The sequence below is a fragment of the Kiloniella antarctica genome (assembly GCF_042682825.1).
Taxonomy (GTDB): Bacteria; Pseudomonadota; Alphaproteobacteria; order Kiloniellales; family Kiloniellaceae; genus Kiloniella; species Kiloniella antarctica.
The window spans coordinates 1-14930 of sequence record NZ_JBHUII010000009.1 but is presented as its reverse complement, the minus strand read 5'-3'; the positions used below and the strand labels follow the sequence as shown (position 1 = coordinate 14930).

Sequence of the window (14930 nt, the reverse complement as noted above, 5' to 3'; positions counted from 1 at the left end):
ATATACCAAATAAATGAGAGTATTATGTCGAACCTAAATCATACTTGGAGTTACACAGAAGCGGACTCGCCGATCGTTATGTCTGTGCCTCATTCTGGGAGAGAACTCTCTGATGTAGTTAAGCAAAAATTGACGGGCTCTGCATTGTCCTTGGTAGATACTGATTGGCACATGGATACCATTGTAATGGAGGCAGCGCAGACACAAGCTTCTGTTCTTGTTGCTCATTATTCTCGGTATATGGTTGACCTTAATCGACCGCAAGACGACAAACCGCTCTATGCTGGGGCGACGACTGGTTTGGTTCCAAGCATAGATTTCGACGGAAATCAGCTCTATTTATCGGGTCAGGGTCCCGATAAAAGAAACGTGCAGTTAAGAGTAAATGAGTACTGGATAGGATATCATCAAAAATTACGACAAATAATTGATGATACGAGAAATAAGTTTGGTTTCTGTTTGTTACTTGATTGCCACTCAATCAGATCAAAAGTCCCAAGATTATTTGATGGAACGCTTCCTGATATAAATATAGGAACGAATGAGGGTGCTACCGCAGCCAATCGTCTGAGTGAACGTATCAATGACGTTTGTGAACAAAGTAAGTATTCGTACGTTTTCAATGGTCGTTTCAAGGGCGGCTATATAACCCGTCATTATGGTCAACCTATGGAGGATGTGCATGCCGTCCAAATAGAAATTGCACAACATACTTACATGTTAGAAACCGCACCATGGACCATGCTTCCTGCCAAGGTTACATACCTAACGGCCTTTGTTGGTAAGATAGTAGGGGAAATGTTGGGCTTTGCTGAAGAATTACACACCCAAGGAAAAGTAATAAAATGACCAAAGGATTTCACCTGAAAAGAGTATTTACAGGTCATGAATGGCTTGAAAATATATCCATACATATTGATCCGACTGGTCATATTGTTCAAATGATAGAAGATAATAACCCCGATAGATTTCGGGTTATTAAAGGGCCCGTCGTACCCGGGATGACAAATCTTCACTGCCATTCGTTTCAGTTTGCTATGGCAGGCTTAACTGAGGTGCGTCGAAATCCAGTTGATACATTTTGGTCGTGGCGTGAAATGATGTACTATTTCGCACTGCGACTTTCACCGGAAGATCAAACTGCCGTTGCAGCAAAATTTTATCTTGAGTGCTTGAAACACGGATACACAAGCTTGGTTGAGTTTCATTATATCCACAACGCTCAAGATGGCTCTTGTTACGCTTCTCCCGAAGAAATGTCTTTGGCAATATTGGCTGCAGCCCAAAAAACAGGTATTCAGCTGACGCATTTACCTGTCTTTTATGCGCACTCTGACTTTGGAGGCCAGCCGCCCCATGACGGCCAACGGCGGTTTGTGACATCGCTCGATACGTTTTCAAAGATGTTGGGAAACTTAAAGGATCCCTGTGCTTCTCAAGGGGTGAATTTGGGGATTGCGCCTCACTCGTTACGAGCCGTTTCTGAGAGTGAAATGTCTGAGTTGGTTCAGTTGCTCAAAACCATGCCAAGTAATGCTCCAATGCATATCCATGTGGCAGAGCAAATGCCAGAAGTTAAAGCGGCACAAGAATATTCTAATAAACGGCCGATCGAAATGCTGTTTGACCTTGCAGATGTCGATGCCCGTTGGTGTTTAATTCATGCCACACATATGACGTCTTCGGAAACCAAGATGGTCGCGCAATCAGGCGCAACAGTTGGTTTGTGTCCCGTAACAGAAGCTAACCTTGGAGATGGCGTGTTCAATGGCGTTGAATATATTGAACAAGGAGGATGTTTTGGCATAGGGTCTGATTCAAACGTTAATTGTGACCCCTTTGCTGAACTTCAAATGTTTGAGTATAGTCAAAGACTTATTCATCAAAAAAGAACTGTTCTTGCGTCGAGTAAAATGCCAAATACTGGTACAAATTTATTCTCAAAAGCTGCCATGGGTGGCGGGCGTGCTGCGGGGCGGAAATCAGGTGTTGTCTCTGTTGGTTATTTAGCTGATTTCTTTGAGCTTGTCGAAGAAAATGGAACTATGTTTGATACGCTTCCAACCAATTCTTTACTTGATTACCGCATGTTTTCACAAAGCCCGCGTATCGTCGGAGATGTGATTTCCGGTGGAAAGCTCGTGGTTGATGCCGGACGACATCCGATGGAAGAACGAATAAATTCCGAATTCCAAAAATCAATGAAGGCGCTTTGCCAGGAAATTTGATGCCAGAAAAAAAAGCAAAATCCTATACCGCGAACTCTCTTGTACGGGGGCTAGAAATTTTATCTTTATTTGATCACAAAAATTCTAGTCTAAATTTGTCCGAGATTGCGAGCATCATGGGCATCACAAGCTCAGCAGTGTACCGATATGTTGTTACTCTTGAAAATGAGGGTTTTTTAAGTAAGCAGACAAACGGCAAACAATACAAGCTTGCGGCAAGAGTAATGGATTTAGGGTTTAGGTATATAAAATCACTGGATATTTCTGAAATTGCTGAACCTTATATTAAAAATCTCAGAAATATTACTGACTTTACCGCCCATGTGTCGGTGTTAGAAAATACAGAAATCGTATATATTTATCGTGCCCTTTCCGAAAGAAGCTTGGTTTCTAATATTCCAGTAGGTAGCCGGTTGCCTGCACATGCGACCTCCATGGGGCGACTTATGCTTAGTGGATTGTCTGATCAAGAAATCATTAAGCTGTACAAGAAATACAAATTTCCTGCATTAACCGAGCACGCACCAAGAGACACTGAGACATTGCTTGCTCTCATTAAGAAAGATCGCGAATTGAAATATGTTGCGCAACGCTCTCACCTTGCATCAGATACATTTGTTATTGCGTATCCTATTCTTAGCTCAAATGGTGAGATTGTCGGCGCAATTAATATCTCTGGACATGAACAGCAATTGAAAGCGGATCAATTTATGATTGATGCTGTTGCAAAAGCAGCAAATGAAATATCGGCTTTCTTGTAATCTGATTGTGATATGAAGCTTCGATATTAAGTACTGCTAGCGTTTAAATTAAGCAATGATCGCGATAATAAATTACCGATGTTAGTCTTGATTTTGTGACAAGGCGTTTAAATATATAATTTGATATATTTAATATGAATGTTACTGTTATCGTCACGTATTGCGGCATTTTGAGCTTATCTAAAAAGTATAGAGTGTCTTGATACGATCTCTTGCACACCCGTCGCGGTGAACAAGATGGAATAAAGCATGACCGTACTTGATGTATTTTTTTAATGCAACGCGACGGCATCCTATTCCCCCGTGATGAAAGGGGAATCTCTATCTTGTTCCCATTCAGTCTCAAAATACAGGTTTGCAATATTACAGGTATAAACGCCAGCTTCAGGCATGAAGGTATTGGCTCGAGGATGAGGATCACGTGATAATGAAGGATTGGGAAGAGATTAAACGTTGGCGAAAATTGAAGCGTGCTGAATTACGTTCGAAGCGTCTTGAGTTATCGCTGGCAGCACGAACAAGTAATCGACAGATTGTCAGCGACTTGCTCCGTGAAGGTTTTCCAGAGTTAACGGATGCATGCATTTGCTTTTGCTGGCCTTTTGACGGTGAGATCAATTTCCTTGACTTAATTCGGGAATCCATTGCTGCTGGGGCAACTGCGGCATTGCCAGTGGTTGTTGAAAAAAATCAACCATTGGAATTCTGGGCATGGCAACCGGGCATGAAAATGGCCCGCGGTATTTGGAATATCCCGGTGCCGGAGGAACGTATCCAAGTAAAGCCAACCATCGCATTGGTTCCTTTGGTGGGGTATGATGACGCGGGCTACCGTCTGGGTTATGGCGGCGGGTATTTTGATCGTACACTGGCGGCCATGAATGAATTGCCGTTGACCATCGGCGTTGGTTACGCGCTTGGACATCTAGAGACTATACACCCGCAACCACATGATATTCCGTTGGACGCAATTGTAACCGAAGCCGGCTGCACAGTATTAAGAAATCGCGGGCGAGTTTTGAAAGATCAACCTGTAACGTCGACAGATACTTATTTTGATCAAGGCGATGATCCTGTCACTTATTCTTCTTCGCCGTGTTATATGCATGAGGCTGATCCACGATACTTTGGGTACATGAACTCCACTGAATTAATTGAACTATTGAAGCAGCTTTTGGACGTTGAACGTGCAGGAGTTCAGAGTGTCGCCAAGATTGCAAAGAGCGCCGATAATGAATTGAATAATGAGGTTATAGCAAAAATTTCCAAGGACATGAATAGCATCTGTGAAATGTTATCGCGCCATATCGCTGATCTTGGCGGTCCTTTTCGTTCAAAAAACGATGTGCTTTATGAAAAGAAAGCTACTCAAAATTGTGCCGAAGAATACTTAGAGTTATTCAAGCGCGGCCAAGACTGGAGCATACGGAAGCTTCGTGAAGCTTTACCTAAAATTGGTGCCGAAGCACTTGCCCGCGATCTACGTGATATGCTTAACATTAATGAAAAAATCATTCAAAAATGCGTAAAACTCTAATGCGTGTAGAGCTGTCTTGAAGGGGCGCATTTAAATATATTCTCTTTCTGAAAGAGGGGTTTTTTCAATTTGCGCCAAGAGCAAATCTAAGAAAGCTTGTTCCGCTCGATTAAGGCGTGCTTTGGGGTTCCATACGACATAGACATCAACAGCAGGAGGGGCCTCAAAAGGTGGAAGACGCCATAGGTGACCGTCCTCTATGTCGCGTTTGACCACGTGGATTGGTAAGGGGCCGATACCCAAACCTGCAATTATTAGTCTTCGTACTTCCTCAAGGTTAGCTGATGTGCCGACAACTCTATCTTCTAGGTCAGCATCAGCCCGCATGAGAGTGACTTGTCTGAGTGCATCGCTCATATGATCTGTGACAAAACTTACTGTGGAGTGTCCTGCGAGATCGGCTTTTGTCAACCCTTCCAAGCCAAAGAGGGGATGTGAAGGACCGCAAAATAACCCAAAATATTCCCTAAAAAGACGTTTATACTCTAGTGCTGGATTTCGATCTCTAACCAGACAAACGGCCATGGAGGCTCGACGAGCCATGACTTTTTCAATTACATGTCGACTGGCTGATATATCGATCGTAAGGGTGCCATAGGGGTAAGTTTTGTGGAATTCTGTTAGGGTGTTATCAAAAAGTGGACTGATCACATGGCTTGCCATGGCAATCTGAACATGTCCACGGACCTCGTCTACTGTTTCACGCATCAGGGTGTTTAAGCGCAATATGGCGCCGTGTATTTCGACGGCTTCTTTTTCAAGTAGTTCTCCAGCTTTTGTCAGTCGAAAATTTCCTGGTGATCTATCTATGAGGCGCTTACCAAGACGATCTTCCAGTCTTTTAAGTGCGCTGGAGACTGTTGGTTGTTTTAACCGCATTTTTTCTGCGGCTTCGGTAACGCTACGAGATTTTGCCAAAATAACAAAGGTTCGTAACAGGTTCCAATCCATGTCACGAGCAAGCTTTTCTGCGCTATCTATACTAAATTCTGGCATCATAAATTTCATCAATACTTGTAATTCTAACTATCTATTTGATCAATGGTACGCTATCTGACAGGTTTTAAGGAGAAAAAAATAAACGAGAGAAGCCACACGGAAACTCGTAGGTAAATCGCAGAATAAATTACAAAACAAATCACAGGGAAAATCAATGGCACGAGAGACAAGAGAAGCACGGCAACCGTGGTTGCTGCTTTCTCCGGCATTAACAACGATCTTTTTCCTACTGGTTGTGCCGGTGCTTTTTGTTGTCGTCTATTCTTTTTGGCTGCGGACCGCAAACGGGGCGGACCAGCCAGGGTTTTATCTAACCAATTGGTCAGAAGTTCTTACTGATTCGTTCTATCGAGATATTCTGTTTAATACGCTGAAAATCGCAACTATTACGACTGTGGTTTGTGCATTACTGGGATACCCCGCGGCTTATTTTATTGCACGATCACGGGGAAACAAAGCGATGTTACTGATGCTTCTCATGTTACCGTTTTGGATCAGCTACATCATCCGAACGATGTCATGGATAAACATTTTAGGCGTTTCCGGGGCTTTAAATTCGTTACTTTTGGCTTCAGGTATTATCTCCACCCCTCTCCAGCTTCTGTATAACGAGTCCACTGTCATTCTAGGATTGGTACATTTTCTACTGCCATTTATGATTCTCAACATTTATGTGAGTGTCGAAGGAATTGATGAAACTCTGGAAGATGCCGCTTGTTCTCTGGGTTCTAGCCGGTGGCAAAGCTTTCTTGAAGTGACGTTACCTTTGTCTTTACCTGGGTTGGCAGCGGGTGGGTTGCTTTGCTTCGTTCTGGCAGCAGGTACTTATATCACGCCATTGATCTTAGGTGGTCCTACTGATGCGATGTTTGCCAATCTTGTCTTTGAAGCAATCATCACACAACTTGACTGGCCGTTAGGGTCGGCACTTTCCCTTGTTTTGGTTGCTGTCCTTGGGGCGCTCGTATTTATCTACAACCGTTTCTTTGGGATGGCGCAGCTCATGAAAGGCTTAAGCTAATGGGGCGGTCAATTCTCCGGGCGTGGACTGCTGCGGTTTATGTATTCATGTTTCTTCCCGTTGCTGTTGTTGTTTTGCTGAGTTTTAACGACAACCAGTTCGGCAGTTTTCCTATCACAGGATTTTCATTCCGTTGGTTTGTAGAACTTTGGGAGAATGAAGCGATCCTGAGGGCTTTTAAAACCTCAATTGTTCTTGGCACATTGACGGCGTTGATCTCTACTTTTCTTGGTGTTCTCGCTAGCTTGGCTTTGGTTCGTTATAAAGTTCCGGGGCGAAATCTCATCTCGACACTTTTGATTGCACCTGTATTAGTACCAGAAGTGGTTCTGGCAGTTGCTTTATTACTTTTTCTCAATTTCCTGTCATTTCATAAGAGCTTTTTACTACTGCTTTTAGGGCATGTAATTTTCACGTTACCGTTTGTTGTTTTGGTGGTTCAGGCCCGCCTTGTCAGTATTCGCAAGGATTATGAAGAGGCGGCAATGAGTCTTGGCGCTACCCCTGTTCAGGCTTTTTTCCAGATAACCCTTCCGTTGCTCGCTCCTGCTGTTTTTGCGGGCATGCTTTTCGCCTTCACGATCAGTTTTGATGACATCACAGGAACATTGTTTTGGAAACCCGGTGGTATAGAGACTGTTCCGACACAAATTTTTTCGATGTTGCGGAATTCGATTTCTCCAGAAATCAACGCATTAGGATCCATCATGATTATTTTAACGGTGGGATTGCCGTTGATAGGGATTGGGATCGCCCGACGTATCGCAATGAAGCAGCACTAATCAAGACGCACATAAAAATAATAACCCTTTAAAAAAACAGAGAGAAAAATAATGGACAATTCAAAAAGATATGACCGTTTACTCGATCGTTATAAAAATGGTGATGTGGATAGGCGCTCTTTCCTGGGGCTACTCGGTGCTGCTGGACTGGCTTATGGTGTCAGTACACCTTTTGCAAAAAATGCGCTGTCAGCAGTAAAAGAAGTTCGTTTTGACGGTTGGGGCGGTGTGGTGTCAGAAGCTCTTCGCAAACATGCTTTTGACCCTTTCACTAAAGCCACGAACGTTAAGGTTGTGGACGGTACTTTCGGTAGTGGAGATGAATATATTTCCCGCGTAAAAGCCAGCCAAAGCGGTGAATATAATATTGCCCACCTTTCTGGTGTTTTTGATTATGCCCGTTATCACGAGCTTGGCCTAACCAGCACGTTGAATGAAGACAATATTCCAAATTTGAAAAATGTGATTCCAAAACTGGTTGATGTCTTCCGTGATGTCACAGACGGTAAACTTTCATGTGTTCCTTTTGATTATGGCACGACTGGGATCGCCTATAATCGAAAATACATTTCTGATGAAGAGATGAAGGAAAAGGGTGCAAAAATCCTTCTCGATGAACGCTTTAAAGGTAAAATTGGTGGGTGGAGTGATTGGCGCACAAGGATTTGGTATGCCTCACTACAGACAGATCAGGATCCAAATAATGCAACAGATATGGATGTAATCTGGGAAGCACTCCGCACACACCGGGATCTGTTACTGAAGTACTGGGGATCTGGTGCCGAACTTATGACCCTGCTTGCTGAAGAGGAAATCTATGTAACAGAAGCTTGGTCTGGCCGGGTCTTCGCTTTGCAAGAACAAGGTCACGATATTGGTTATATGGATCCGCCAAACGGCTTTGGTTGGCAAGAATGTCTCTTTGTTCTTAAAGGTTCTCCCATGGAAGAGTGTGAACAGTTATTGAATTTCATGTTGTCAAATGAGGCTTCCATTGCGGTTGCTGAGGGACAAAATTATCCCCCAGCCCTTGATCCGGCGAAAGTCGATCTTGGTAAAAAAATACCAACGTTGCCAGCTTTTGATCCAACAGGAACTCTGTCTGGTTTAACCTTTGCCAATTCAAAATACTGGAATGGTAATCAGCAGGCTTGGTCTAAGGAATTCGGTCGTATCCAAAAAGGGTATTAATCGGAAGGCGATTCTCCTTGCAACTTTCTCTGCCGCGATATTTGCGGCAGAGAGTCTTTTAATAATTTAGTTTCTGGAGGCCTCTTGTGAGCTCCGTTAGTTTGAGAAATATAGCCAAACGATTTGCCGGTTTTACGGCTGTACATCCAATGTTTCTCGATATTCCGGAAGGTAGTTTTGTGACCTTGCTTGGGCCATCTGGTTGCGGAAAGACGACGACGTTACGTATGATTGCAGGTCTTCTGGATCCGTCAGAGGGCGAAATCAGCATCGGAGATCAGCTGGTAAATAACATTCCGATGCACAAAAGAAATCTCGGGATCGTTTTTCAGAACTACGCTTTGTTTCCTCACAAAACGATTTATGAGAATGTCGCCTTTGGTTTAAAGTATCGTAAGGTACCTGATGCGGAAGTGAAACGTCGCGTGAAGGATGTACTTGACCTAGTGCAGCTTCCTGATTTGGGTGAGCGATATCCAAATCAATTGTCCGGCGGACAGCAGCAACGGATAGCGCTTGCGAGGGCCATTGTGATCAAGCCTGATGTTTTGCTCCTTGATGAACCTCTTTCTGCGCTAGATGCGAACTTGCGTGAAAATATGCGAATTGAGTTAAAGCGCATTCAGGAGAAGATTGGTATTACAACGGTCTTTGTCACGCATGATCAATCTGAAGCTCTGGCAATGTCTGACAAACTCGTTGTGATGTCAGGGGGGCGTATAGAGCAAGTCGGCGCTCCGAAAGATGTTTATGACAATCCGGGGAGTATTTTTGTCGCTGATTTCCTCGGTACTTCGAACATTCTCGATGTCAGGTGCGATAAAACAGACAAAACTAATGTTCTTATTGACGCTGGGCGTTTGGGATCCTTCGAATTACCTTTGGAAAAAGCGCAAAACATTTCTGCTGGCTCGGCGGCGAAACTCGTGATCCGTGCCGAAAAACTCTGCCTGGTCTCGGCCGGTACAGCTTCGGATCTGCGCACGAGTGTAGAGGGCATTGTTGAAACGGTAGATTATCAAGGACAGGCGGTTCGGTATTTTGTTCGCGTCGGAGATCTCCAATTACAAGCTCTTAATATGATTGAAAATCATCCCTTTAGTGAGGGAGAGACAGTCTCTCTCCGTTTTAGGCCTCAGGACTGCGTCGCGTTAAAAGGAGATGATTGATGGGTACGCTTAAAAAAAGTCATCTCTTCTACCAATCGCAAAACCATCGCCCAGTTCTTGATCAGGCGAGAGGGATTTACATGTGGGATGTTGATGGCGAACGCTATCTCGATGGATCATCAGGAGCGATGGTTTGTAATATCGGTCATTCTAATGAGTATGTGTTGGAAGCAATGCGCAGGCAGATGGACAAGTCAACATTTGGCTATCGCCTTCACTTTGAAACGGAACCCGCTGAATTGCTCGCCAGTAAAGTTGCGGCTTTGTCGCCGGAAGGATTAGATAAAGTCTTTTTTGTATCGGGAGGATCCGAGGCCGTTGAAAGTGCAATTAAGCTTGCACGGCAATACGCACTTGCTTCAGGTCAACCCAAACGTTGGAAAGTAATTTCTCGCTTTCCGAGTTATCATGGATGCACTTTGGGCGCGCTTGCCCTGACAGGCTATACATCGCTTACCAAGCCCTTTGACCCCATGATGCAGGCAATGCCCAAAATTCCAGCACCAACGGCTTATCTTGATGGGCTAAACCCCGACGATCCAGAAACGGGACGTCATTATGCTGATATGTTAGAAACATGCATTCTTGAAGAGGGGCCGGATAGCATTTTAGCCTTTATCGTTGAGCCCGTTGGCGGGGCATCTACAGGTGCCTTGGTGCCGCCGGTAGGGTATATGGAGCGAATTCGCGAGATTTGCTCCCAATATAATATTCTTTTGATCCATGATGAAGTTATGACTGGTGGAGGGCGAACCGGGCAGTTTTTTGCCGGTGAACACTGGGGTGTTGCTCCAGACATCTTGGTCCTATCAAAGGGTTTTTCTGCGGGGTATGTCCCTCTAGGTGCGATGATTGCTCATAATGATATTGTTGATGCCGTGATGGCCGAAGGTGGTTTTTTACACGGTTTTACGTACGCTGGTAATCCATTGGCTTGCTCTGCTGGACTTGCCGTTATTGAACAAATTGAAACGCAGGGTTTACTGAAGAATGCCGAAGATATCGGGGGTGTTTTAAAGCATCGTTTGGTTGGGCTGATGGACCGTTATCCTTTTATTGGTGATGTTCGTGGAATGGGATTATTACTTGCTTTTGAGTTGGTTAGCGACCGTAATACAATGCGACCCCTGCCAAAAGAGTTGGCAGCTTTTGATCTGTTGGTCGATATCGCTTACTCCAATGGACTTATCATTTATTCCCGACGAACACGTGGTGGGCTAGAAGGGGATCACTTCCTCGTTTGTCCTCCGATGATTACGACAGAGGCTCAGGTAGAGGAAATCATGATCATGTTGATCAAATCCCTCGACATGTTTGCGATTGAAGCGAAACTGCCCATCGAAAAATAAAGGCCTTCCCATGAGTAAGATAATCATTACCTGTGCGGTTACAGGCTCAATACACACGCCTTCTATGTCGCCTTATTTACCGATTACAGGTGAGGAAATTACAGCGCAATCAATTGCGGCTGCTGAGGCGGGAGCCGCAATTATTCACCTGCATGCACGAGATCCCGATACAGGAGAACCATCTTCTTCTCATCAGAGCTTCATGAAATTTCTTCCACGAATTACGTCGAAATCAAATGCGATATTAAACCTCTCTACAGGAGGGAGTGCTCTAATGTCGCTGGAAAATCGTTTGGCTGCTCCCCTTAAGGTTGAGCCGGAGATGTGTTCGTTGAATATGGGAAGCATGAATTTTGCCCTTTATCCTATTGTCGAAAGGATAAAGGAGTGGAAGCATGATTGGGAAAAGCCGTTTTTGGAAAACTCGGATGATCTTGTGTTTAAGAATACGCCACGAGATATTGCCTATATCCTTACTGAAATGGGAGGTAAGCGAGGCGCTAAATTTGAATTTGAATGTTATGATCTCGGGCATCTTTATATGCTTAAGCATTTTGTTGATCGGGGTTTGGTTCGCGGCCCGCTTTTCATCCAGTTTGTCTTTGGTGTTCTTGGGGGAATGGGGGCTGATCCTGAAAACCTGACACATATCAAGCGTATTGCTGATAAGTTATTTGGGAATAGTTATTCTTTTTCTGTTTTGGCAGCGGGACGTCACCAGATGCAGATGGCCGCTATGTCTGCTGCAATGGGAGGCCATGTTCGGGTCGGCCTTGAAGATAATCTTAGCATAGAAAAAGGCACCCTAGCCGTATCTAACGCCCAGCAGGTTATAAAAATTCGAGAAATTGTTGAGCATCTGGGGCGTGAAATTGCGACCGCTGATGAAGCGCGCGCTCTTCTCGATTTAAAAGGGAGTGCTCATGTTAAGTTTTAGAAATCGTTTCTCAGAAAAATTTATAAAAAGCATAAGAGGTGCATCATGAAATATGTCTTTGATGAACGTCAAAAAAGGCATGATCCAAAGCATTTTTTTGCAAATGGCACGGTTCTCCCCAATCCAGAGCAACCTGAGAGGACCAGGTTATTACAAAAAGGGGCGATCGCCTCGGGATGCGTGCTTGTCGAATCAATGGATCATGGATTGGGGCCGATAGCGGCGATACATTCTGCGGAATATTTGACATTCTTGGAAAATATTCACCGGCGCTGGCAGCGAATAGACGGGGCTTCGGATGAAGTTATTCCGAATATTCATCCGATGACGCGAAATTCCAATTATCCGAAATCGGCGGTCGGACAGGCGGGGTATCACCAAGGAGATACAGCTTGTCCAATTTCTTCGGGAACTTGGGAAGCCGCTTATTGGTCAGCTCAAACAGCTCTTACGGGTGCAGATTTGATTTTGAATGATGAGCCCGCAGCCTATGCTCTTTGTCGTCCTCCTGGACATCACGCATTTTCAGATCTTGCCGGTGGGTTTTGTTTTCTCAACAACTCAGCCATAGCAGCAGAGCAATTACTACGAGCAGGCCGAAGGCCGGCCATTTTGGATGTTGATGTTCATCATGGAAATGGAACGCAGGGGATTTTTTACGAACGTAAGGATGTACTGACTTTGTCTATTCACGCGGATCCAGATCGTTTCTATCCTTTTTTCTGGGGGAGTGATCAAGAGCGGGGAGAGGGAGATGGGCAAGGTTATAATCTTAACCTCCCGCTGCCACGTGGCACGGGTGATGACCAGTACCTTGTTACCTTAGAAACAGCACTTGACCGGATCAACTCGTTTGGTGCAGATGTCCTGGTTGTCGCATTAGGCCTCGATCCTTATGAAAAAGATCCTCTTCAGGGGTTTTCTATCACGACACAGGGGTTCTCGCGCATAGCAAAGGCGATAAAAACGCTTAATATACCAACACTCTTTGTGCAAGAAGGGGGGTATTTATGTGAGGCGTTATCAGATAATCTTACATCCTTTTTGCAGGGATTTGAATCCAAGGAGCTAGAAACACGATGACGCATACTTCGGATGTTTTGGTTATTGGGGGCGGGATCGCAGGCATCGGAGCGGCGGCTAGAATAAGTCCGGAAGCAAGTGTTACTGTTCTTGAGAGTATGAATGCTTTTGGATATCATTCTAGTGGCCGAAGCGCGGCGATTTTCATTCGTAATTACGGTAACAAGACCCTACGGGCGCTGAATGCAATATCAGAACCTGTGTTACTTGAACCTGACGGTATTTCAGATTGTAGCCTTCTCTCTCCACGGGGGGAATTGCTTGTGGCGACGGAATCTGAAATTGAAGTGCTTGAGCGGTATTTGGATGGGGCCACTGGTATAGAGATCCTGAGCGCTGATCAGGCGGTTGATTTGGTTCCAATTTTGCGGAAGCAAAAGATCGCTGCTGCAGCTTATGAACCTAATGCACAAGATATTGATGTGGACAGGTTGTTGCAAGGCTTTGCCCGTATTATCAAACAAAACAAAGGTAAGATTGTTACCAATGCACCAGCACAGAAAATTAGCCGGATAAAAGGTGTTTGGCAGGTAGAGACATCCGTTGGGACTTTTGAAGCGAAAGTATTAATCAATGCCGCCGGGGCTTGGGCTGATGAGGTAGCCTCAATGGCAAGAGTACAACAAGTTGGACTTACTCCGATGCGGCGATCAGCAGCGCTTCTGCCGCCACCAGATGATCATGAAATTATGAAATGGCCCCTTTTTGCGAGTGCGTCCGAACAATGGTACGCCAAACCTGAGGGTGGAAAGCTTATGGTCTCCCCTGCCGATGAGGACCCTGTTGAACCTCATGATGTCTTTGTTGATGATATGGTGCTCGCAGAGGGGCTTGATCGATATGAGCAGGCGGTAAGTGTTCCTGTTACGCGGGTAGATAAAAGTTGGGCGGGATTACGTAGTTTTGTTAAGGATCGAACGCCAGTTGTGGGGTTTGCTCCGGATACAGAAGGATTCATCTGGCTGGCTGGTCAAGGAGGTTACGGAATTCAAACGGCTCCGGCTCTTTCAGCGTATGTTGCAGATATCTGTCTGGGAAGAACTTCAGAGTTATCACTTGAAACGATGAAGGCGCTTAATCCTGAGCGCTTCATATAAATATATAAAGGTATTAATAAAGATGACGACAATTACCCGTATTGACCCTGGAAGCAGAATGAGCCAGGCGGTTATTCATAATGAAACAATATACTTGGCAGGGCAGGTTGGTGTTCCTGGAGAAAGCGCTGCCGCTCAAACAGCTACGATCTTAAGTAATATTGATAACCTTCTAAAAAAAGCGGGATCTGATAAAACAAAAATACTACAGACAACCATTTGGCTTGCGTCGATGGATGATTTTCAGGAAATGAATACTGTGTGGGACGCTTGGGTTGACCTCAAAAACCCGCCGACGCGTGCATGCGGCGAAGCGAAATTAGCAACACCTGACTACCTCGTTGAGATTATCATTGTTGCCGCTCTATAGCAGAGACTCGAATTTCAGAAGACTTTCTCGAATTATTCGAATCTTTTTATGATTTGATTTAGGAGATTCGGTGGGGGTTCTGCGTGATTTTGTCGTTTTTGGTTATTTAGTGAATCGTTGTTGTGTTGATTTGGTCTGTTTGGGTGTAATTTTGAGCAATATTATGTCTCAAACGTGATGTATTTCTGAAATATCATAGAAATATGAATTTTTTTAAGAAAGGTCTTTGACAGGTGTTGGTGAGGGGCCTATAACACCGCTCACCGACGAGGCGCATGCTTCGGTGGTACATCGGAAAGACAGAGTAAAAACAGGCAGTTAGCGATTGATTGTTGATTGTTGATTTTAAGATTTAGGTCTTGGGATTTTTTTTACAAAAAGATTTACGATGTTCCTTGACGATAGG

Annotated in this window: 14 protein-coding genes; 13 read left to right on the top strand and 1 reads right to left on the bottom strand. The window is 44.5% G+C overall.

The window, feature by feature from the left end:
- Nucleotides 1-24 precede the first annotated feature (24 nt).
- The 4 genes from hutG to ACFSKO_RS15235 all read left to right on the top strand — a co-directional run bounded on the left by hutG (nucleotide 25) and on the right by ACFSKO_RS15235 (nucleotide 4526).
- Nucleotides 25-849 (top strand): N-formylglutamate deformylase, encoded by an 825-nt coding sequence (hutG, locus tag ACFSKO_RS15250; RefSeq protein ID WP_380253162.1) that lies wholly within the window; start codon nucleotides 25-27, stop codon nucleotides 847-849.
- Nucleotides 846-2228, top strand: coding sequence for a formimidoylglutamate deiminase (locus ACFSKO_RS15245; protein ID WP_380253160.1), 1383 nt, complete (start codon nucleotides 846-848; stop codon nucleotides 2226-2228). Before hutG ends, ACFSKO_RS15245 begins: the two co-directional genes overlap by 4 nt.
- Nucleotides 2228-2989 carry an IclR family transcriptional regulator gene (locus ACFSKO_RS15240; RefSeq protein WP_380253158.1) on the top strand — a complete coding sequence of 254 codons (762 nt, stop codon included), beginning with the start codon at nucleotides 2228-2230 and terminating at the stop codon, nucleotides 2987-2989. Before ACFSKO_RS15245 ends, ACFSKO_RS15240 begins: the two co-directional genes overlap by 1 nt.
- A gap of 427 nt (nucleotides 2990-3416) precedes the next feature.
- Entirely contained in the window at nucleotides 3417-4526 is a 1110-nt protein-coding gene (locus tag ACFSKO_RS15235; RefSeq protein ID WP_380253156.1) for a 5-formyltetrahydrofolate cyclo-ligase, read from the top strand.
- A gap of 30 nt (nucleotides 4527-4556) precedes the next feature.
- On the opposite strand, the gene ACFSKO_RS15230 is transcribed toward ACFSKO_RS15235, so the two are convergent.
- Nucleotides 4557-5522 carry a LysR family transcriptional regulator gene (locus ACFSKO_RS15230; RefSeq protein WP_380253154.1) on the bottom strand — a complete coding sequence of 322 codons (966 nt, stop codon included), beginning with the start codon at nucleotides 5520-5522 and terminating at the stop codon, nucleotides 4557-4559.
- A 157-nt stretch (nucleotides 5523-5679) separates the two neighbouring features.
- On the opposite strand from ACFSKO_RS15230, the gene ACFSKO_RS15225 reads away from it, so the two are divergent.
- From ACFSKO_RS15225 to ACFSKO_RS15185, 9 genes are all read left to right on the top strand, one after another.
- The gene (locus ACFSKO_RS15225; protein ID WP_380253152.1) at nucleotides 5680-6546 is read left to right on the top strand and encodes an ABC transporter permease; all 867 of its coding nucleotides are present in this window, start codon (nucleotides 5680-5682) and stop codon (nucleotides 6544-6546) included.
- The gene (locus ACFSKO_RS15220; protein WP_380253150.1) at nucleotides 6546-7328 is read left to right on the top strand and encodes an ABC transporter permease; all 783 of its coding nucleotides are present in this window, start codon (nucleotides 6546-6548) and stop codon (nucleotides 7326-7328) included. Before ACFSKO_RS15225 ends, ACFSKO_RS15220 begins: the two co-directional genes overlap by 1 nt.
- Before the next feature lie 51 nt (nucleotides 7329-7379).
- A complete protein-coding gene (locus ACFSKO_RS15215) occupies nucleotides 7380-8519 on the top strand; it encodes an extracellular solute-binding protein (protein ID WP_380253148.1) in 1140 nt (379 codons plus the stop codon).
- Between the two features lie 86 nt (nucleotides 8520-8605).
- Nucleotides 8606-9688 (top strand): ABC transporter ATP-binding protein, encoded by a 1083-nt coding sequence (locus ACFSKO_RS15210; RefSeq protein ID WP_380253146.1) that lies wholly within the window; start codon nucleotides 8606-8608, stop codon nucleotides 9686-9688.
- Nucleotides 9688-11037 (top strand): aminotransferase family protein, encoded by a 1350-nt coding sequence (locus tag ACFSKO_RS15205; RefSeq protein ID WP_380253144.1) that lies wholly within the window; start codon nucleotides 9688-9690, stop codon nucleotides 11035-11037. The genes ACFSKO_RS15210 and ACFSKO_RS15205 overlap by 1 nt, the downstream gene beginning before the upstream one ends.
- A gap of 10 nt (nucleotides 11038-11047) precedes the next feature.
- Nucleotides 11048-11974, top strand: coding sequence for a 3,5-dioxohexanoate:acetyl-CoA acetone transferase (gene kce / locus ACFSKO_RS15200; RefSeq protein ID WP_380253142.1), 927 nt, complete (start codon nucleotides 11048-11050; stop codon nucleotides 11972-11974).
- 45 nt (nucleotides 11975-12019) lie between these two features.
- Nucleotides 12020-13057 carry a histone deacetylase family protein gene (locus tag ACFSKO_RS15195; RefSeq protein WP_380253139.1) on the top strand — a complete coding sequence of 346 codons (1038 nt, stop codon included), beginning with the start codon at nucleotides 12020-12022 and terminating at the stop codon, nucleotides 13055-13057.
- Entirely contained in the window at nucleotides 13054-14154 is a 1101-nt protein-coding gene (locus ACFSKO_RS15190) for an NAD(P)/FAD-dependent oxidoreductase (protein WP_380253137.1), read from the top strand. Before ACFSKO_RS15195 ends, ACFSKO_RS15190 begins: the two co-directional genes overlap by 4 nt.
- A 22-nt stretch (nucleotides 14155-14176) precedes the next feature.
- Nucleotides 14177-14524, top strand: a complete 348-nt coding sequence (locus tag ACFSKO_RS15185) for a RidA family protein (RefSeq protein WP_380253135.1) — start codon at nucleotides 14177-14179, stop codon at nucleotides 14522-14524.
- Nucleotides 14525-14930: the final 406 nt, after the last annotated feature.

What these genes read in the sequence shown, in the direction of transcription:
- hutG (WP_380253162.1), top strand. Translation starts at nt 25, where the DNA reads ATGTCGAACCTAAATCATACTTGGAGTTACACAGAAGCGGACTCGCCG.
- ACFSKO_RS15185 (WP_380253135.1), top strand. Translation starts at nt 14,177, where the DNA reads ATGACGACAATTACCCGTATTGACCCTGGAAGCAGAATGAGCCAGGCG.
- ACFSKO_RS15220 (WP_380253150.1), top strand. Translation starts at nt 6,546, where the DNA reads ATGGGGCGGTCAATTCTCCGGGCGTGGACTGCTGCGGTTTATGTATTC.
- ACFSKO_RS15235 (WP_380253156.1), top strand. Translation starts at nt 3,417, where the DNA reads ATGAAGGATTGGGAAGAGATTAAACGTTGGCGAAAATTGAAGCGTGCT.
- ACFSKO_RS15245 (WP_380253160.1), top strand. Translation starts at nt 846, where the DNA reads ATGACCAAAGGATTTCACCTGAAAAGAGTATTTACAGGTCATGAATGG.
- kce (WP_380253142.1), top strand. Translation starts at nt 11,048, where the DNA reads ATGAGTAAGATAATCATTACCTGTGCGGTTACAGGCTCAATACACACG.
- ACFSKO_RS15195 (WP_380253139.1), top strand. Translation starts at nt 12,020, where the DNA reads ATGAAATATGTCTTTGATGAACGTCAAAAAAGGCATGATCCAAAGCAT.
- ACFSKO_RS15205 (WP_380253144.1), top strand. Translation starts at nt 9,688, where the DNA reads ATGGGTACGCTTAAAAAAAGTCATCTCTTCTACCAATCGCAAAACCAT.
- ACFSKO_RS15215 (WP_380253148.1), top strand. Translation starts at nt 7,380, where the DNA reads ATGGACAATTCAAAAAGATATGACCGTTTACTCGATCGTTATAAAAAT.
- ACFSKO_RS15190 (WP_380253137.1), top strand. Translation starts at nt 13,054, where the DNA reads ATGACGCATACTTCGGATGTTTTGGTTATTGGGGGCGGGATCGCAGGC.
- ACFSKO_RS15230 (WP_380253154.1), bottom strand. Translation starts at nt 5,522, where the DNA reads ATGCCAGAATTTAGTATAGATAGCGCAGAAAAGCTTGCTCGTGACATG.
- ACFSKO_RS15240 (WP_380253158.1), top strand. Translation starts at nt 2,228, where the DNA reads ATGCCAGAAAAAAAAGCAAAATCCTATACCGCGAACTCTCTTGTACGG.
- ACFSKO_RS15225 (WP_380253152.1), top strand. Translation starts at nt 5,680, where the DNA reads ATGGCACGAGAGACAAGAGAAGCACGGCAACCGTGGTTGCTGCTTTCT.